General features: G+C 67.1%; 20 protein-coding genes, 1 tRNA gene and 1 pseudogene. 9 read left to right on the top strand and 13 right to left on the bottom strand.

Features of this window, described 5'->3' with window-relative positions:
• Positions 1-80: 80 nt before the first annotated feature.
• From leuB to AC3A5N_RS15140, 5 genes are all read right to left on the bottom strand, one after another.
• Positions 81-1,139 (bottom strand): 3-isopropylmalate dehydrogenase, encoded by a 1,059-nt coding sequence (gene leuB, locus AC3A5N_RS15160; RefSeq protein WP_487738162.1) that lies wholly within the window; start codon positions 1,137-1,139, stop codon positions 81-83.
• Positions 1,140-1,203: 64 nt separating this feature from the next.
• Positions 1,204-1,806 carry a DNA repair protein RecO gene (recO, locus tag AC3A5N_RS15155; RefSeq protein WP_487738161.1) on the bottom strand — a complete coding sequence of 201 codons (603 nt, stop codon included), beginning with the start codon at positions 1,804-1,806 and terminating at the stop codon, positions 1,204-1,206.
• Between the two features lie 13 nt (positions 1,807-1,819).
• Positions 1,820-2,071 carry an accessory factor UbiK family protein gene (locus AC3A5N_RS15150; RefSeq protein ID WP_203110311.1) on the bottom strand — a complete coding sequence of 84 codons (252 nt, stop codon included), beginning with the start codon at positions 2,069-2,071 and terminating at the stop codon, positions 1,820-1,822.
• A gap of 36 nt (positions 2,072-2,107) precedes the next feature.
• Positions 2,108-2,665: a TspO/MBR family protein gene (locus AC3A5N_RS15145; RefSeq protein WP_487738160.1), complete on the bottom strand. Its 558-nt coding sequence runs from the start codon at positions 2,663-2,665 to the stop codon at positions 2,108-2,110.
• A gap of 129 nt (positions 2,666-2,794) precedes the next feature.
• The gene (locus AC3A5N_RS15140; RefSeq protein ID WP_487738159.1) at positions 2,795-3,532 is read right to left on the bottom strand and encodes a TlyA family RNA methyltransferase; all 738 of its coding nucleotides are present in this window, start codon (positions 3,530-3,532) and stop codon (positions 2,795-2,797) included.
• A gap of 53 nt (positions 3,533-3,585) precedes the next feature.
• Between AC3A5N_RS15140 and AC3A5N_RS15135 the strand changes: the two genes are divergently transcribed.
• On the top strand, positions 3,586-4,125 hold the full coding sequence (locus tag AC3A5N_RS15135) for a hypothetical protein (RefSeq protein WP_487738158.1): 540 nt from the start codon (positions 3,586-3,588) through the stop codon (positions 4,123-4,125).
• A gap of 421 nt (positions 4,126-4,546) precedes the next feature.
• Positions 4,547-5,629: a branched-chain amino acid aminotransferase gene (locus AC3A5N_RS15130; RefSeq protein ID WP_487738157.1), complete on the top strand. Its 1,083-nt coding sequence runs from the start codon at positions 4,547-4,549 to the stop codon at positions 5,627-5,629.
• A 27-nt stretch (positions 5,630-5,656) separates the two neighbouring features.
• Here the strand turns inward: AC3A5N_RS15130 and AC3A5N_RS15125 are convergent, their stop codons facing one another.
• From AC3A5N_RS15125 to AC3A5N_RS15115, 3 genes are read right to left on the bottom strand one after another with little or no spacing between them, the layout of a single operon-like run.
• Positions 5,657-7,720, bottom strand: a complete 2,064-nt coding sequence (locus AC3A5N_RS15125) for an NAD(+) synthase (protein ID WP_487738156.1) — start codon at positions 7,718-7,720, stop codon at positions 5,657-5,659.
• Positions 7,717-8,232 carry a CinA family protein gene (locus tag AC3A5N_RS15120; RefSeq protein WP_487738155.1) on the bottom strand — a complete coding sequence of 172 codons (516 nt, stop codon included), beginning with the start codon at positions 8,230-8,232 and terminating at the stop codon, positions 7,717-7,719. The genes AC3A5N_RS15125 and AC3A5N_RS15120 overlap by 4 nt, the downstream gene beginning before the upstream one ends.
• A complete protein-coding gene (locus tag AC3A5N_RS15115) occupies positions 8,229-9,242 on the bottom strand; it encodes a DNA topoisomerase IB (protein WP_487738154.1) in 1,014 nt (337 codons plus the stop codon). Before AC3A5N_RS15115 ends, AC3A5N_RS15120 begins: the two co-directional genes overlap by 4 nt.
• Before the next feature lie 84 nt (positions 9,243-9,326).
• On the opposite strand from AC3A5N_RS15115, the gene yghU reads away from it, so the two are divergent.
• The 7 genes from yghU to AC3A5N_RS15080 all read left to right on the top strand — a co-directional run bounded on the left by yghU (position 9,327) and on the right by AC3A5N_RS15080 (position 14,259).
• On the top strand, positions 9,327-10,172 hold the full coding sequence (yghU, locus tag AC3A5N_RS15110) for a glutathione-dependent disulfide-bond oxidoreductase (RefSeq protein ID WP_487738153.1): 846 nt from the start codon (positions 9,327-9,329) through the stop codon (positions 10,170-10,172).
• A gap of 48 nt (positions 10,173-10,220) precedes the next feature.
• Positions 10,221-10,295: transfer RNA gene (locus tag AC3A5N_RS15105), tRNA-Gln, on the top strand.
• Between the two features lie 162 nt (positions 10,296-10,457).
• On the top strand, positions 10,458-11,795 hold the full coding sequence (locus AC3A5N_RS15100; RefSeq protein WP_487738152.1) for a tyrosine-type recombinase/integrase: 1,338 nt from the start codon (positions 10,458-10,460) through the stop codon (positions 11,793-11,795).
• A 246-nt stretch (positions 11,796-12,041) separates the two neighbouring features.
• Complete coding sequence (locus AC3A5N_RS15095; protein ID WP_487738151.1) at positions 12,042-12,959, top strand: DMT family transporter; 918 nt, start codon at positions 12,042-12,044, stop codon at positions 12,957-12,959.
• Between the two features lie 80 nt (positions 12,960-13,039).
• A complete protein-coding gene (locus tag AC3A5N_RS15090) occupies positions 13,040-13,453 on the top strand; it encodes a MerC domain-containing protein (RefSeq protein ID WP_487738150.1) in 414 nt (137 codons plus the stop codon).
• A gap of 122 nt (positions 13,454-13,575) precedes the next feature.
• Positions 13,576-13,839: a ribbon-helix-helix domain-containing protein gene (locus tag AC3A5N_RS15085; protein ID WP_487738149.1), complete on the top strand. Its 264-nt coding sequence runs from the start codon at positions 13,576-13,578 to the stop codon at positions 13,837-13,839.
• Positions 13,840-14,259: a putative toxin-antitoxin system toxin component, PIN family gene (locus tag AC3A5N_RS15080; RefSeq protein ID WP_487738148.1), complete on the top strand. Its 420-nt coding sequence runs from the start codon at positions 13,840-13,842 to the stop codon at positions 14,257-14,259.
• Between the two features lie 285 nt (positions 14,260-14,544).
• On the opposite strand, the gene AC3A5N_RS15075 is transcribed toward AC3A5N_RS15080, so the two are convergent.
• From AC3A5N_RS15075 to AC3A5N_RS15055, 5 genes and pseudogenes are all read right to left on the bottom strand, one after another.
• Positions 14,545-14,757 carry a DUF2274 domain-containing protein gene (locus AC3A5N_RS15075; RefSeq protein ID WP_487738147.1) on the bottom strand — a complete coding sequence of 71 codons (213 nt, stop codon included), beginning with the start codon at positions 14,755-14,757 and terminating at the stop codon, positions 14,545-14,547.
• 1 nt (position 14,758) lies between these two features.
• On the bottom strand, positions 14,759-15,991 hold the full coding sequence (locus AC3A5N_RS15070; protein WP_487738146.1) for a TraB/TrbI/VirB10 family type IV secretion system protein: 1,233 nt from the start codon (positions 15,989-15,991) through the stop codon (positions 14,759-14,761).
• Positions 15,988-16,836, bottom strand: coding sequence for a P-type conjugative transfer protein TrbG (trbG, locus tag AC3A5N_RS15065; protein ID WP_487738145.1), 849 nt, complete (start codon positions 16,834-16,836; stop codon positions 15,988-15,990). The genes AC3A5N_RS15070 and trbG overlap by 4 nt, the downstream gene beginning before the upstream one ends.
• Positions 16,833-17,600 carry a conjugal transfer protein TrbF gene (trbF, locus tag AC3A5N_RS15060; RefSeq protein ID WP_487738144.1) on the bottom strand — a complete coding sequence of 256 codons (768 nt, stop codon included), beginning with the start codon at positions 17,598-17,600 and terminating at the stop codon, positions 16,833-16,835. Before trbF ends, trbG begins: the two co-directional genes overlap by 4 nt.
• A gap of 3 nt (positions 17,601-17,603) precedes the next feature.
• Positions 17,604-17,895, bottom strand: a pseudogene (locus tag AC3A5N_RS15055) (P-type conjugative transfer protein TrbL); the annotation flags it as partial.

The following is a 17,895-nucleotide window of genomic DNA, read 5'->3' as shown; positions in this document are numbered from 1 at the left end:
CGAGGAGGAGGCCTCATGTGGGCCGGCGTGACTCCCTCTCCCCTTCGGAGGAGGGGGTTGGGGGGTGGCGCCTTCCGCCCTCAAAGCCGCTCCAGCACCGCGTCGCCGACGGCTTCGGTGCCGGCATCGCCGCCGAGGTCCGCGCCGCGGACGCCCTCGGCAAGCGCCTTCGCCACCGCCGCCTCGATCCGCACAGCTTCGGCCTCGCGGCCGAAGCTGTGGCGCAGCATCATTGCGGCGGAGAGGATCGTCGCCATCGGATTGGCCTTGCCCTGCCCGGCGATGTCGGGCGCGCTTCCGTGGATCGGCTCGTAGAGCCCGAACGTGCCGTGCGCGGTCTGCCGCTCGCCCAATGAGGCGCTGGCGAGCAGGCCGATGGACCCGACGCACATGCTCGCCTGATCGGAGAGGATGTCGCCGAACAGATTGCCGGTCACGACCACGTCGAACCGGCCCGGATCGCGCACGAGCTGCATCGCGGCATTGTCGACATACAGGTGCTCGAGCGCAACGTCGGGATAGTCGGCGGCGACGTCGTTCACCACGTCGCGCCAGAGCTGGCTGGTTTCGAGCACATTGGCCTTGTCGACGCTGACCAGCCGCCGGTCGCGCCCCTGCGCGGCGCGGAACGCGACGTGGGCGATACGCCGCACCTCGTCCTCGGCGTAGGACATCATGTCCCAGCCCTGCCGCCGGCCATCATCGAGCGTGCGCATGCCCTTCTCGCCGAAATAGACGTCGCCGTTGAGCTCCCGCACGATCAGCAGATCGATCGCGCGCGCGATCTCGGGCCGCAGCGTGGACATGGCCTCGAGGCCGGGGAAAGTCGTGGCTGGCCGCAGGTTGGCAAAGAGACCGAGTTCGGCCCTCAGGCCAAGTATCGCCTGCTCCGGCCGCAAGTGCCGCTCCAGCCCGTCGCAGGCCGGGTCACCCACCGCGCCGAACAGAACGGCGTCGGCGGCCCGGGCCATCTCGAGCGTCTCGGCGGGCAGCGGGTGCCCGTGGCGATGATAGGCCGCGCCGCCCGCGTCACCTTCGAACAGCACCATGCCCGGCAGGTCGAGCGCCTGAAGCACGCGCACGGCCTCGCGCGTGACTTCGAGGCCGATCCCGTCGCCGGGGAAGATAGCGATCTTCATGGTGCTGGATTTCCTCCGTCATCGCGCGCGACATGGGTGCGGCTGCCGACGGCCGGGACGGCGTTCACCCGGCCATTTTCGCCAGCCGCTCGCGCAGCATGGTGCGAGCGGCCATAACATCGCCCCGGCGGTCGGCAAGCAGGTAGCGCTCCAGCAGAGGCCCTTGTGCGGCAAGGATTTCCAGCAGCGACTCAAGCCCCGCTTCGGACGGTGGCTGCGCGCCCCCGTAGCCGAGCTCGCGCAGCAGCAGCGCCTCGTAACTGACCAGTGCCCGCAGCCAACCGCGCGCCGAAGGTGCGTGACAGATCGCGTCAAGAAGCGCGGTCAAAGCGCTGTAGAGATTGGGATAGGCGTTGCGCTCGGGCAAGGCGGTGGCGGTCAGCGCGGTGACCCAGCCGATCGCCGCGGCAGGGAGCGGCTCGGCTAGCCATGGCCCGCGGCTCTGCACCAGTTCGAGCCTTGCGAAGGGAACCTGGCTATCCGACCGCGCGCGCAGGTCGGCCTCGACTACATTGCCTGGAATCACCACTGGCCGAAGCTGTCGTCCACGCCCACCCGCGACGTAGCCGGCGACGAGCCCATGCTCCTCCGTCAGCATCCGCGCGATCACCGCCGTCTCCCCATGCGGCCGCGCGGCGAGGAGAATGGCGGGTGCGCGAAAGTTCATCGCGCGCGGCGGATCACCCGCCGCCGATGCGGGCTTCGAGGGCGGCGAGGCGGTCGGCGAGGGCTTCGTTTTCTTCGCGCGCGCGGGCGGCCATGGCCTTGACCGCGTCGAATTCTTCGCGGCTGACGAAGTCCATTCCGCCCATCGCCTCTTTCACGCGCTCGCGGGCGCTTTCGCGTGCCTCGCGGGTCATGCCGGCGAACGTGCCGGCGGCCCCGTTGAGGAGCTTCACGAAATCGGCGATCATCGGGTTCTGGCTCTGCATGCGCGCTATTTGGGCGCGGGAGGCGCGAAGCTCAACTCAAATTTCGATCCGCTGGACGGTGCCGTGGCTCTCGCCCGCCCCGTCCGCCCCGGGGTTGAGACGCAGGAACTCGTAGTTGAGCAGCGTGGCGAAGAGAATCCACGCGAGGTACGGCAGCAGGAGCAGCGCTGCCGGCCGGCGAACCTGCCAGAACAGCACGATCGTCGCGATCACCAGCAGGTCGAGCACCAGCAGGATGCCGAGCGCGGCGGTGATCTGGTGCATGCCGAAAAACACCGGCGTCCAGGCCAGGTTGACCACGAACTGCACACCGAAGAGCGCGACCGCCGCCGCCCGCCCTCGCGCACCTGAGGCGGCGCAGACGAGCGCGAGCGCGAAGCCCATCACGGCGTAGAGGATCGTCCACACGATCCCAAACCACATCGGCGGCGGGAATATTGCGGGCTTGATCAGGCCTGCGAACCATTCGTTCTCGGGGCCGCTCTGCGCGAGATTGCCGGCGAGGAAGCCGAGCAGCATGCAGGCGGGAACGGTGAACAGCGCCCAGCGCACGACGCTGGCGCGCAACTGTCCGCGCGAGGCGAGAGCGGTCATCAAGTCCCCCGAAAGCCCCTGCCGCTCGATTCGGCAGGTGCGGATATTGGCGGGCGCGGGAGGGGCGCGCAAGCAAGCCCGCACTTGGCGTGCCAGCGCGGGATGGGGCCGCTCGTCAATAGACGTGGCTCACCCCCGCTCCGCCGAGATCAGAAACTCCACGTTCCCCTCCGGTCCCGTGATCGGGCTCTCGACGACCCCCTGCACCGCCCAACCCAGACCTTCGAACCAGCTGCGCACTTCCCCGCAAACGCGCGCGTGGAGCGCCGGATCGCGCACGACGCCGCCCTTGCCGACTTCCTCCCGGCCGACTTCGAACTGCGGCTTTATCAGCGCCACCAGCCGGCACTCGCGCGCGGCAAGTTCCAGCGGTCTTTCCAATACCTTGGCAAGCGAAATGAAGGACGCGTCGCAAACGACCCAGTTACATTTCCGGTCGATCTGTTCGTGCGTGAGAATGCGCGCGCTGGTCTGTTCGAGGACCGTCACGCGCGGGTCCTGCCGCAGCTTCCAGGCAAGCTGGTTGGTGCCCGAATCCACCGCGAAGACGTGTTCCGCACCGTTCTGCAGCAGCACGTCGGTGAAACCGCCGGTGGAGCTGCCGATATCCATCGCTACCGCCCCGGCCGGGTCGAGCGCGAAGTGCTCCAGCGCATGCGCCAGCTTGATCCCGCCCCGCGAAACCCACGGGTGATCGCGCCCGCGCACCTCCAGCGGCGCATCGTCCGGCAGTTGCTGACCGGCCTTGGCGAGCTTGGTTTCACCAGAGAACACGAGGCCCGCCATCACCAGCGCCTGCGCACGGGTGCGGCTCTCCGCAAGGCCGCGGGCGACGAGCAACTGATCGAGGCGCTGTTTGGCAGGCATGGACCCGAACCCCGTTAACGGTCATTGTCGCTTTGAGAAACCGGGAGATTCGCTTGAACTACCGCCGCGCCCTTGCCGTTGCCATGACCTGCCTCGCGCTCGCCTCCTGCGTCACTCCGGCGCCGGAGCCGGCCCCGCCCGCTCCTGCTCCCGAGCCAGCGCCCCCGCCGGCCCCGCCGCCGGCGGCCCCGCCGGCCTACGACAACTGGATGGATGCGCCGGCCACACCGGGCGACTGGTACTTCCGCAGCACGGCAGGCGGATCGCAGGCGGTGTTCGGCCCGGCAAACAGCGAGGCGATCTTCGCCCTCACCTGCAATCGCGCCGAACGCACGATCACGATGACCCGCGCCGGCGGCGCAGCCGGGGCAACGGCAATGCACATCCGCACCGAGACGAGCGAGCGCACGGTACCCGCGCAGCAAGCAGGCACCGAGCTCCCGATGCTCGCCGCGACACTGCCGGCGGTCGATCCGCTGCTGATGGCAATGGCGTTCTCGAAGGGGCGGTTCGCGGTCGAGACGCAAGGCCTCGCGACGCTCTACATTCCAAGCTGGCCCGAAGTGACTCGGGTGATCGAGGATTGCCGGTAAATGCCCGCGTTGGAGCGGCAACAAAAAAGGCCCACGAAACGCGGGCCACAGCGATCAATTCTGACGTGGGAAAAGTTTTTTTCAAGCCTTGTTTTCCAACACTCACTGACTCACATTCGCACATGAGGCCAGCGGCGAGCGCGGTTCTCATCCGGCGGTGAAACGCCGGGTTCGGCTTAATAGCGCGAAAGGAGGTGATCCGATGTCTCATGGTTCAGCAGGGAGGTCGGTACGTTTCCGCGCGAGGCACTATCGCTGAGCAGACAGCGATAGAGGTTTCGTGAGCGGCGCTATCGGCCGCTGACCATGCGAAAGGTCGTTTCGGCTCAGGCCGAAGCGGCCTTTCTCATTTTGCGGCTCGGGGCTTTTCCGCGAAAGGATCGGTCTTGCCCTGCCCGCTTCTCCACATTACGCGGCGCCCATGGATTTCGAACACATCCCCCACGCCGCCCCCGTGCCCTCCGCCACGCGGGACGAGGCGCTCGCCAACCCCGGTTTCGGTACACTGTTCACCGATCACATGGTCGAGATCGACTATGATGCGGACAAGGGCGGATGGTTCACCGCGAGGGTCTGTCCGCGCCAGCCGATCAGCCTCGATCCGGCCGCGGCGGTGCTGCACTACGCGCAGGAGATCTTCGAGGGGATGAAGGCCTACCGGCAGGAAGACGGCGGGATCGCCCTCTTCCGCCCCGAGGCCAACGCGCGGCGCTTCAACCAGTCGGCCGACCGCATGGCCATGCCGCACCTGCCCGAGGAGCTGTTCCTCGAATCGATCCGCCGCCTGCTCTCGGTCGACAAGGACTGGTTCCCCACTGTCGAGGGCGGTTCGCTCTACCTGCGCCCGTTCATGTTCGCGAGCGAGGCGTTCCTGGGCGTCCGCCCGGCGAAGCAGTACAAGTATCTGCTGATCGCGAGCCCCGCCGGTAACTATTTCAAATCGGGCGCGCCGGCGGTGAAGATCTGGGTCAGCCGCGACTATGTGCGCGCGGCGCCGGGCGGCACGGGCGCCGCCAAAACCGGCGGCAACTACGCCGCCAGCCTCGTGCCCCAAGCCGAAGCGATCGAGAAGGGGTGCGACCAGGTCGTGTTCCTCGATGCAGCCGAGCGAAAATGGGTCGAGGAACTGGGCGGCATGAACCTGTTCTTCGTGTTCGACGACGGCAGCGTCGTCACCCCGCCGCTCAGCGGCACGATCCTGCCGGGAATCACCCGCGACAGCCTCATCCAGCTCCTGCGCGAGGAAGGGCTGGAAGTGCGCGAGGAACCATATTCCATCGACCAGTGGCGCGATGACGCGAACAGTGGCCGCCTACTCGAGACGATGGCCTGCGGCACCGCGGCAGTCGTCACCCCGGTCGGCACGGTCGCCGGGCGGGAGGGCGAGTTCACCATCGGCAGCGGCGGGCCCGGCCAGCTCACGAGCAAGCTGCGTGAGAAGCTCGTCGGCATCCAGCGCGGCCGGATGGACGACACTTACGGTTGGGTCACGCGGTTGAGCTGATTCGGCTTCCTGTGCGCACCGTGCCCCTCACAACGGCGGTAGCGCGCGGCGCAGGTCTTCCAGCCACACGTCGGCCACCGCATCGCTCGGTGCGCGCCAGTCGCCGCGGGGGCTCAGTGCGCCGCCGGCGCTCACCTTCGGGCCATTGGGCAGCGCGCTGCGCTTGAACTGGCTGAAGGCGAAGAAGCGCTTGAGGAAGTTCTCGAGCCACTTCGCGATTTCCGCGAGGTCGTATTCGTTCTTCGCCGCTTCCGGGAATTCGGCGGGCCAGAGGCCGCTGCGCGCGTCCTTCCATGCGTGCCACGCGAGGAAGGCGATGTGGCCCGGCGCGTGGCCCCAGCGAATCGTGTGGTGGAGGAAGAAGTCGTTGAGCTCGTAGGGGCCGATGATGCTCTGCGTGGACTGGATCTGGCCATCCTCGCCAGCGGGCACCAGCTCCGGACTGATCTCGGTCGCGAGAATCGCCTCGAGCACCGCGTCGGTTTCCGGATCGAACTGGTCGGTGCGCGTGGTCCAGCGGATTAGGTACTGGATCAGCGTCTTGGGTACGCCGGCGTTCACGGCGTAGTGGCTCATCTGGTCGCCCACGCCGTAGGTGCACCAGCCGAGCGCGAGTTCCGATAGATCCCCGGTCCCGAGGACGAAGCCCGAGTGCTGCCCGGCGAGTCGGAAGAGGTAATCGGTGCGCAGGCCCGCCTGTACGTTCTCGAACGTCGTGTCGTAGACCGGCTCGCCCTTCCCGAAGGGATGGCCGATGTCCTCCAGCATGCGCTGCGCGGCGGGGCGGATGTCGATCTCCTCCGCCGCGATGCCCATCGCCTTCATCAATTTCCATGCGTTCGATTTCGTGCCTTCCGAAGTGCCGAAGCCGGGCATCGTGTAACCGCGGATCGTCGTGCGCGGCAGACTTAGCCGATCGCAGACCTTGGCGGCGACGAGCAGCGCGTGTGTGCTGTCGAGCCCGCCCGATACGCCGAGCACCATGTGCTGCCCGTTCGTCGCCTGGAAACGGCGCATGAGCGCGTCGACCTGGATGTTGAACGCCTCGTAACAATCCTCGTCGAGCTTGTGCGGCCGGTTGGGGACGAAGGGAAAGCGCCGGATCGGGCGGATCAGGCCGCTGTCGCCCGGCGCGGCAGCATGTTCGAAGCGGATGCGGCGGTAGAGGTCCTCGGGCCGCCCCGCCGCCTCGGCGCCGTCGTTGAAGGTCTGCATGCGCATCCGGTCATTGAGGATGCGGCGTGTGTCCACGTCGACGGCGCACAGCTCAGGCTCGAGGTCGAACCGCGCGCTCTCGACCAGGAGGTCACCGAGCTCGTAGATCATGCCCTGCCCGTCCCAGGCGAGATCGGTCGTGCTCTCACCGTGCCCGCTCGCCGAATAAGCATAGGCGCAGACCGCCCGGCTGGATTGCGAGCGGCACAACATGTGCCGCTCGTCGGACTTGCCAATGGTGATGTTCGATGCGGAGAGGTTCAGAACGATCGTCGCCCCGGCAAGCGCCGCGCGGGTCGAGGGCGGATCGGGCGCCCAGAAATCCTCGCAGATTTCCATGCCGAAGCAGAAGCCGGGCAGGTTCTCCGCTTCGAAAAGCAGGTCGGTGCCGAACGGCGCGGCCTCACCGCCAACCGTGATCTCCAGCCCGATGCAGCCCCGGCCGTGCGCGAACCAGCGCTTCTCGTAATACTCGCGGTAGTTCGGCAGAAAGCTCTTGGGCACGGCGCCGAGTAGCCGTCCGCCTGCAATCGCGAGCCCGCAGTTGTAGATGCGGCCGTTCCGGCGCAGCGGCGCGCCGACTACCGCCACGGGGGAGAGCTCGGCGCTCGCCGCCACGATCTCGCGCACGCCCCGCTCGACCGCGTCGAGCAGTGCCGACTGCATGTGCAGATCGTCAATCGCGTAGCTGGACAGCGAGAGCTCGGGAAAGAGCACCACGTCCGCCTGCCGCTCGTGCGCCTTGCGCAACTCGTCCAGGATGCCCGCGACGTTGGCCGCGACATCGGCGGTCCGCGTGCGGGGCGTGGCGGTGGCGACGCGCACGAACCCGTGGGTGCGGCGGTCGAAGAACGGGTGATCGTTACGGTCGGTCATGCGCGGAGCGCGTTGTCCACCATGTCCAGCGCGACTGCAAGCGCGGCGATGCGCACGCCATCGCGGCCGATCGCGCCGAAGTGCTCCTCGCGGTGCGCGATCTCGCCCTTGTGAGCGCCGCAGGCGAAGTGGACGAGGCCTTCCTCGTCGTCGTCGTCGCCCGGCCCCGCGAAGCCGGTGATCGCCACGCCGATGCCCTTGCGCGAGCGCTCGAGAGCGCCCTTCACCATGGCGATCGCGATCTCGCGGCTCACCGCCCCGCACCGCTCCAGCTCGTCGCGATCGACCATCAGCAGATCGCACTTGGCGTCGTCGGAATAGACGACGAAGCCGCGCTCGAAGATGTGACTGCAACCGGGAACGTCGGTCAGCAGCGCCGCGAGCAGCCCGCCGGTGCAGCTTTCGGCGGTGATCAGCGGGATCTCGCGCTCGGCCGCACGCTCGAGCACGTCGCAAGCCTTTCGTGACAGGTCTTCGGGCAGGATCGGGTCGAGGGTTTCGGTCTTGGTCACGCGGCAAGCAACTCCTCGGCGCCGGGCGCCTGCTCGAGCAATTCGATCAGCCCGCGTTCCTCACGGGTTAGCCACTGGGTCGCACGCGGCAGTTGCAGGCTGACGCGCCACTCCTCCTGCCGCTCGACCAGACCGATCACGGCGGGGTGGACATAGCTCTTGCGGGTCACCGCAGGCGTATTGCCGAGATGCTCGGCGACGATGTCGAGCATGGCCTTGAGCGGCAGCCGCTCTTTCGCCTCAGCCAACATCTGGAAGCCCAGCACGCTCGCGTGCCAGGTGCGGAAGTTCTTGGCAGTGAAATGCTCGCCCATGGTCTCGCACAAGTATTGGTTCACATCGTGCGAGCCAACCGCGTGCAGTTCGCCCTCATCGTCGGTGTACTGGAACACGTGCTGCCCGGGCAGGTCCTGCATCATGCGCACCACCCGGGCGAGCGCCCCATCGGTCAGCGAGACCTCGCGCAGCTTGCCCGACTTGCCCTTGTAGCGCAGCCGCAGCGTACGCCCGGTCACTTCGGCATGACGTTGGCGCAGCGTGGTTGCGCCGTAGCTTCGGTTCGCCTTGGCGTACCCCTCGTTCCCGATCCGCATCGCGCCGAGGTCGAGCAGGCGTACAACGCTCGCGATCGCGCGCTCGCGGGTGAGCCTGCGGCCGGAGAGGTCCTCCTCCACGCGCTTGCGGACCAGCGGCAGGAGATTGCCGAAGACGAGGCAGCCGTCGAACTTCTCCCCCTCGCGCGCGGCGCGGAAATCCGGGTGATAGCGATACTGCTTGCGTCCCTTGGCATCGATGCCCGTGGCCAGGATGTGTCCGTTCGGCGCGGGGCAGAACCACGCGTCGGCATAGGCCGGCGGCAGGGCGATCGCGTTCAGGCGCTTGCGCTCCGCTGGGTCGCGGATCAGCCCGCCATGTACGTCGTAGTAGGCCCAGCCCTTCCCCGCCCGCTTACGCGTGATGCCCGGCAGCTCGTCGTCGACATAGATGAGCTTGGGCGCGCGGGTGGCCATGCGGAATGCAACCGCGCTTCCCGCTTGCGGTTCCGCGTGTGCCGACCCATTTCGTGCGTTCGACGCACAAACAGGGAGCCCCCGATGGCCGATCCGACCTACACCCCGCCCGAAGTCTGGACCTATAGCGAGAACGGCGGGAAGTTCGCCGGCATCAACCGCCCGACCGCTGGTGCGCGCGAGGAGCGCGATCTGCCGGTCGGCGAGCATCCGTTCCAGCTCTACTCGCTCGCCACGCCCAACGGGGTGAAGGCCGGCGTGATGCTGGAGGAACTGCTCGAGGCCGGACATGACGCTGAATACGACGCCTGGACGATCCAGATTTCGGAAGGCGACCAGTTCACCAGCGGCTTCGTCGGCGTGAACCCGAACAGCAAGATCCCCGCCCTGCTCGACCGCAGCGGGCCGGAGCCCGTGCGGGTGTTCGAAAGCGGCGCCATCCTGATGCACCTGGCGGAGAAGTTCGGCGCTCTCCTGCCCACCGACCGCACCCGTGCCGAAGTGCTGAGCTGGCTCTTTTGGCAGGTCGGCGGCGCCCCGTTCATCGGCGGCGGCTTCGGCCACTTCTACGCCTATGCGCCCGAGAAGTACGAATACCCGATTAACCGCTATGCAATGGAAACCAAGCGGCTGTTCGACGTCGCCAACCAGCGCCTGGCACAGAGCGAATATCTGGGCGGGAAGGACTACACCATCGCCGACATCGCAACCTGGCCCTGGTTCTCCCCCTTCGTCCTCGGCGGCATCTACGGCGAAGCGCGCCAGTTCCTCTCGATCCACGAATACGAGCATGTCGAGCGCTGGGTCCGCCAAATCGCCGAGCGCCCGGCGGTCCGCCGCGGCCGCATCGTCAACAAGACCTGGGGCGAGGACGACGAGCAACTGCGCGAACGGCATTCGGCTGCGGATTTCGAGGGCAAGAAGCTCTGATCGCCCCCTTCCCCTGGCGGATCAAACCGCTATAGGGGCCCGCGCTGCTGGGGCGTCGCCAAGTGGTAAGGCACCGGTTTTTGGTACCGGCATTCGCAGGTTCGAATCCTGCCGCCCCAGCCAACCGAGTCCTCAAGATTCGGTTCCTTTGCAGTGCCTTATGGCAAAATCCAGCGACTAACGAGATCGACAGAGCTAGACCCAGCTAGACTGGGATTGACGGCTATTCTGTCAGGATTTCTGCCATGATTTTATCTGCGCCGGGAGCCGACCGGAGTCGGTTAAATGGCAAGGAAAATTGCGCTTACGCCCGCGTGCATCGACGCTCTGAAGAAAGGATCGCTGTCCGATCTTTTATCGCCTGGCCTCGCCATCGAGGTGCTCGGCAGCGGCAAGAAGCGGTGGCGATATCGCCGGCAGGTAGCCGGCACGAAGATCGTAGCAACGATGTTCGGCGGAGTGTTTCCGGGGCAATCAATTGCTGATGCGCGTCAATGGGCCCGCGGACTGAATGAGGCCGCTGAAGCCGGGATCGACCCTCGCGAGGCCGTGCGGGAGGCAAAGGCGCGCGCGGAGATGACCGTCGCTCGCGCGCACAAGCTTTATATGGTTGCGGTGCGGGAGGGCCGGTCCTCCCGTGCCAAGCGGCCGAACAAGCCGCGCACGATTTCTGACAAGCTCGAAATCTATGAGCGCGATATTGCTCCCAAGCTCGCGTCGCGCAGCATCTACGAGGTTACCGAAACTGACCTGATCAAACTGGTCGAAGCCAAGGGAAAAACCGCGAAGGTACGGGCTAATCGGCTCGCAGCCGAGCTCAAGGTGTTCTTCGGCTGGGCCGCGTCATTGCGCGGCCTCGAAGTCGGGCTGGAAAGCGATCCCTCGCGGCGACTTGGAGATCTCAAGTTTCCGGAAACCGGGAGGACACGCAAGCTGAGCCTCCTCGAGTTGGAGTGGTTCCTTAAGGCTCTCGTCTGTGAGCCGCGCTGGGTTCAACGCGGCATGCTGCTCTGGCTCTTAACCGCTGCGCGGATTTCGGAAGTGGTCAGGGCGAGGAGCTCGGAGATCGATGACGGAGTGTGGACCATCCCCAGCTCGCGCGCGAAGAACTCGGTCGCACATGCCATTGCCTTGGGGCCTTGGGGACAGTCACTGATGCGGAGCAATGACGAGTGGGTTTTCCCGGGACCGAAAGGCAATGGGCCGCGGAACAACTCGGTGTGGTACAAGGCGCGCGACCGCGTGCGAGCGAGAATGGCAAAGCTTGCCGGCCGTCCCATCGAGCGATTCACACCGCACGATTTTCGGCGCACCGCGCGCTCCAATACCAAGCGACTCAAGGTCGACTATGAGACTGCGGAAGCGATGCTCAACCACGTCAAGAAGGGGATGGAGCGTACCTACGACCAGTACGAGCTGGAAGAGGAGAAGCGGGCCTGGTTCCTGACGTGGGAACGAGAAGTAATCGCGATCGCGAGGCGCGCGGGTGTTGCAGAGGATCTGTGCGTTCCGGCTAATCAGATCCCGCGGATCCAAGCGTCTGTCTCCTTTCAGTCAGACGCGCCCGCAGCTGTATGGCCTCGGATCGTTGGCAATCTGAGCCATCACCGACCGGAGCACTGAGTTGGGAGAGGAAGTTCCCGTCTGTTTTCGGATCGTGAGCCGACGATGTGCCAAGCCTGGTAGCAGATGGTCGGCCGGTCGACTGCTCCACGCATGATGGGCATCGTCCGGCGCCGCCTGCCACCCGTCGCTCCGGGAGGTTGACCCGGGTTGGCAGCGGCGACGCACCGCCGGCCAATGCTCCCTATAGACTTCTTGAGGAAGATGCTCTGGACGCCGCAGTCTGGACCCGACAGGGGAGCGGACATGACCGACAAGATCGAGCCCGAAGCGGCAACACCGCCGGCTTTGGTGCCGCTCCGCGACGTAGGAATCCCGGCGCTGTTCGTGGTGCTCTGGAGCACCGGATTTATCGGCGCCAGGCTCGGCCTTCCCCATGCCGGCCCGCTGACGTTCCTCGCGCTGCGTTACGGCTTCGCGGCGGCGCTGCTCGTACTGGTTGCGCTGGCCATGCGGGCTCCGTGGTCCCGCCGCGTCGCCGACATCGGACATTATGCGGTCGCCGGGCTGCTGGTGCACGGCGTCTATCTCGGCGGTGTCTTCATAGGCATCTCGCTGGGAGTCGAGGCCGGAGTATCGGCGCTCATCGTCGGGCTACAGCCGCTGCTGACCGCGGCGCTCGCGGGCCTGTTGCTCGGCGAGCGAGTGGCGGGGCGGCAATGGGCAGGCCTCGCCCTCGGATTGGTCGGGGTCGCGCTCATCCTGGCTCGCAAGCTCGGACAGGGTCCCGGCGATGTGTTGGGCAGCCTCGCCTGCGTGGCAGCGTTGCTCGGCATCACCGCCGGCACGCTCTACCAGAAGCGCTACTGTGCGACGATGGACCTTCGCACCGGCAGCGTCATCCAGTTCGTCGCCGCCGGCATGGTCACGGCGCCGCTCGCACTTTGGTTCGAAGACGGGCACGTGGATTGGAGCGGCGAGTTCGTCTTCGCGCTGTTCTGGCTCGTGGTCGTGCTTTCGATCGGTGCGATTTCGTTGCTCTATCTGCTGATCCGACGGGGTGCCGCGGCGCAGGTGGCGAGCCTGTTCTTCCTCGTCCCCCCATGCACCGCACTGATCGCGTGGCCCCTCTTCGGCGAAATTCTAAGCCTGACTGCCATACTGGGCATGCTCCTGACGGCAGTCGGCGTCGTGCTGGCGAGCCGCGGCCTCGCACGACGCTAACCCGGCAGCCCAAAGGGAAATGACGGTTGAACTAGCCCGCACCTTGGCGTAGGAGATGTTATCTTATCTCATTTAAGGATATGTTTGTGGGTATGGAGAAAAATGGGAGCCGAGGGATCGCCGAAAGGCGGGCGAACATCGTCGAGAGCACGGCGATGTCTGCGTCGCTCCTTTGCCTTGTACACTGCTTGGCTCTGCCGGTCCTTCTCCTGCTCCTTCCAGGAGCGCTAGGCCTCTTCGTGCAATCGGAAGCTTTTCACTATGCGGCTATGGCACTGGTGGTGCCTGCGGCGCTTGCGGCGTTCTGGCTCGGATACCGGCGTCACCGGGCGGTCGCCCCTGCTGCACTCGGCGCTGCTGGCGTGACTTGCCTCGTTGGCGCGTTACTGCACGCGCCGACCCAGAACCTCGAAACACTCCTGACGATTGCAGGCAGCCTGCTGCTGGTTGCGGGGCACACCATCAACTGGCGGCTTCGAAGCGGCGCCTGTTGAACAGGCGAACTTCGGACCCAGCGCCATTCGGGAGCTGGCGCCAGAACCGCGGCAGCACTCATTGTAGTCTCGGTCCAGATAGCTATATGGACGCTTAGACGCATAAACGCACAGGTGGCGCTATGGGTGATCTCGCCCGCTGGAATTTAAAAGTTTCCCGCGAGACCGACGTGGCTCTCCGGACGCTGCTTGCCGCCCGCGGCGGAAAGAAGGGAGACCTGTCGCGGTTCGTCGAGGAAGCCGTCAATCGCGAAGTCCTGCGGGAGACCGTCCGCGATATCCAGGCCCGCAATGCCGATCTTGACCCCGCCGAAGTCACCAAGCTGATCGAGGCCGAGCTTGCCGCGACAGGCCCTTCATTCTGGTCGGAGAGGCGCGCGAATTAGGTGCGGGTAATCCTCGACACGAACATCCTGCTGAGCGGTCTCATCTCGCCTCACGGCACTCCGGCAAGCCTCATCGAAGCATGGCTCGACCGCCGCTTCACCCTCGTCAGCCATTCTCTGCAGCTGGACGAACTTCGCGAGGTAAGCCGGCGTGACAAGATCCGGCAGCTCATCCGACCGTCCGAGGCGGGACGGCTCGTCAACCAGATTGCTGCGATCGCCGACATGCCGGCTGCCCTCCCCCAGGTCGAGCGCTCGTCCGATCCGCGCGACGACTTTCTTCTCGGCCTATGCGAAGCCTGCGCCGCCGGTTGGCTCGTCACGGGAGACAAGGATGATCTGCTGGCGCTCAAACGCCACGGGAGAACAAAAATCGTGACTGCCGGCGCAATGGCCGGCCAGCTCACGATCCCGCGCTAACAGGTCTCGGCTACCATAGCGCTCTGGAGTCGATCCATCGCAGTACGTCGCCGAGTTTGAAGCGCGGACACGGTACGGTGCCGCGCCCGAGGTCGTACTCTAGCGGGAACCCGGGGGGCCGAGCCCGGCGATAGCGATCGATCGTCCGGCGCGACAGGCGCGCGATCCGGGCAAAATCCTCGACCGTAATCAATTGCCGGTCGCCGACTTCAAGAGGAACGCACGCGCCATCTTGGCACCGCGTCTCGGTCTTCGTTTCCGGTCGCATCGTCACGCGGGCCCCCGCTACTTACGGCGCGCGCGCGTGAAGCCTCGGTCGCTGTCGAGAAAGCTTTGGAGCATGTAGGGAACGAGATCGGCAACGCTTTCGCGCGTGCCGTAGGCCTGTTCGTAGGCCGCGGCATAGTCGCCCAGCGCCGCCTGGAGGTCGGGCAGAATATGGATCGTGAGCTTCACCGGTTTGCGGTCGGGCAAGCGCGACAATTTGAGATCGGGCATGTCATGGTCTCCATGGCTGCAGGACGAGATCGCGGTGAACAATGACGCTGAGCGGCCACCCGGGTCGGACGCGTATCGTCGGGGCAATGTCGAGCGCGCGACCGACCAGCTGTTCGCCGGCCCGTGCGCCGCTCTGCTGCGCCCCTTCTCGCAAGGCGCGCACCAGCTCGCTTTCGTCTTCGCCCAAGGTCAGCTCGGTGCCCGCTCCCAGGAGCGTCGAAAGGACAACGCCCCGCGCAAGCTGTCCCGGGCGGGTATCGACGCGGTCAGAAAGACCCGCATGGCCCTGCGCATCGCTCGCAGGCAAGTCGTCGAGGAGGAGCGAGGCGCCGTCCGGCAGCACGATCCGCTGCCAGACGACCTGCACCTTTCGCCCCCCGAATCCGATGTCGCTTTCGTAGCGGCCGATAATCCGGCTTCCCTGGGGCAGGAGCAGCGTGCGCCCGGTCACACTGTCGTAGGCGTGCTCGGTGAGCTGCGCCACCACAAGGCCGGGGGAATCGCTGTCGATCGCCGTCACGAGGCTCGCCGCCAGGACGCTGCCGCCGCTGATCACCCACGGCGACGGTGCGGGGACGATGCGGTGCGAACTGGCCGCGGGCGAATGCGCCGCGGCGATCGGCACTGCAGCATCCACGGTGCCGCCCGGGCCCGTGATCGGTTCCGGATCGCCCCCCAGCCGCGTGGGCGTCCTGCCCTCCCCGCGGCGCCCGAGCGGCAGGAACACGTCAGATTCCCGGGCTTCCAGCGCGGCTGCCGCCGCACGCGCCCGCTCCGCTTGGGCAGCGGCCGCCCCGGTCGCATCGTCCTCCTGCCCGGCCGCGACACCTCGCTGCCGCTTGAGGATCGGACGCCCCAGGTCGCCAGGCAGCGGCGGACCGAGCTCCGGAACGGTGTCGTAACTGGCCGGCGCCTGCGCCACTATTTCGGGCGGACGCGGCAGGGTTGGCAAGTCCGGAACCCGTTCGCTCGGCGCTGGCAGGCCAGATGACCGCAGGGCAAACCAAGTGGTCCCGATCACCGCGAGCAGCGCGGCGACCGCTGCCCCGATAACGATTTCGCGCCGGAAGCGGATGGCGCGCACCGGCCGGCCGCGCAACGCGAACGCTTCGGGATCGGCGTCCGCCTCTCGCCGGGATTGGGCGTCCGGTGATTCCTCGCCCGTGCTCTCGGCCGCCGCCTCATCGGGCTCCGCCCGAGCTGCCTCGCCGTCGTCGGATCGGTTCGCGCTCACCGCTCGCGCTCCCGGCAGGTTTCATCCGGAACGCTGCTGCGGCAGATGCGCACGACCGTCTGCGCGTCTTCGCCGTGGCGCAGCTCGGCGACGGCGAAGAGGCGATCGACGACGTAGTGTTGTCCTCGGACCCGATAGTTGACGAGCCGCGGCTTGCCCTCCGGCCCGACGACGAACAGCGGCGGCGCCGTCGCCTTCCCCAGGTCTGCCGGAAACTCGATGTAGACCTGGCGGCCGTCGTCGAATGCGCGCAGCGGGCGCCAGGGCGGGTCGTCGCCTTCGATCACGTAGGCGAAATCGAGCGCGGCGGGATCGAACGATGCGGCTGCAGCCTCGGTGCGCTCCGCCGCCCGTCGGAGGACGAGCGGACTGGCGTTCGGGTAGCGCCAGCGGATGGCGACCATTGCGGCCGCTTCCCGGCTCTCGAGCGCCAGATGGTAGACGCGCCGGTCGGTTGTGATGACCAGATTTGTCCGCAGCCCCGCGGCCTGCGGCTTGATCATGACGTGGGTCCGCTGCGTCTCGCCCGCGCCGCTGGTCGTGTCGCCGACGTTCCAGCGCGCCGTATCTCCGGCCGCGACCGCGATTAGCGTCTCTCCCGGTTCGAGGGCAATGGCGCTGACCCGTCCCGGGGCAGTGACGAGCCGGTAGAGCGCGCCTTCCTCGAAGGGATAGACCTGGATCGCGCCGAGATAGGCGCCCAGTTCGGGTTCGCGCGCGGCTGCGCGTCCGCTTTCCTTCGCCGCCGGCGGTGTTGCCGCTGCGGTCGCTCCGACCGGCGCGCCCGGCAGGCCCACACCCACCAGCGGCGCGAGCAGGAGGGTCAGGGGTCGAATGACAGTCATGGCTCGGTCCTTTGCGAAGGCTGCTGGAGAGAAAGGGGCGAGAAGGCAGCCGCGGATGGCGCTTGGGCTGGCGCGGCAGGTGTCTCGAACTGCGGGCTCCAGTCGATCGCGTCGACGTAGAGCCCGAGGGGATTCTTGCGCAGCGTCTCGCGCGAGGCCGGCGGCTTGACGACGACGGTCAGGATGGCCGTCCAGCGCTCGCTCCCGGCCGGTTCGCCGCGTTCGAAGCGGCGCTCGGTCCATTCGACCTGGAACGAGCGGTCCGAGGCGCGCACGATGCTGTTGATGGTGACCGAGACCGTCCGCTCGCCGACCGCGGCGAAGGGCGCGCTGGCGCGGGCATGGGCGTTCAGCGCCAGGGCGCCGCGGTCGGTCACGAAATCGTAGGCCGAAAGCCAGCGCTCGCGCATGAGCACCGGATCCAGCGAGACGCCGCGGATCCAGGTGATGAAGCGCCCGAGCATCCATGCGATCTGCGGATCGGTCGGCTGATAGTCGGCCGTGGCCGGCGCCACGCCGCGCGGCTCGCCATGCTCGTCGACCGCGACCACGTAGGGGACGATGCGGCTCTGCATGGACTGCCACAGCAGGCCGCCTGCAAGGCCCGCCGAGAGGGCGAGGCCGCCGAGCGCCATGAGCCGCCAGTTGCGCGCCTGGACACGGGCAGACCCGATCCGCTCGTCCCACAGCTGGCCGGCCCGCTGATAGGGCGTGACGGGTTGGGGCGTGCGCCCATAACGTTGCACGGCGCGGCGAAAGCGCATCGATCAGTCCTCCTTCTCGGCAATGTCGGGATTGGCGCCGCTCCCGCCGCGGCTTCCCTCGCCGAGCGCCTGGAGCGCGGCCTGGCCGGCCGCTCGCCGGCGCTGCGAAGCCCTGAGATCGTTGGCCCAGGCGGGAACCGGGGCTGTGGGCGCGTCCGAAGCCTGCGCGACTGCTGCGACCTCGCCTTTCGCGCCCGCACGCCAGGCCGTCTCGCGGCCGGCCTGGACGGAAGCGCCGAGACCGAGCCGGTCGCCCGACCGCCGAAGCGCGCCGGCCGATGCCCCCCGCGCCGTG

It is taken from the genome of Pelagerythrobacter sp. Soil_C_18 (assembly GCF_057657235.1).
Note: the sequence above shows the minus strand (reverse complement) of the source record. Positions and strands in the feature narration are given on the sequence as shown.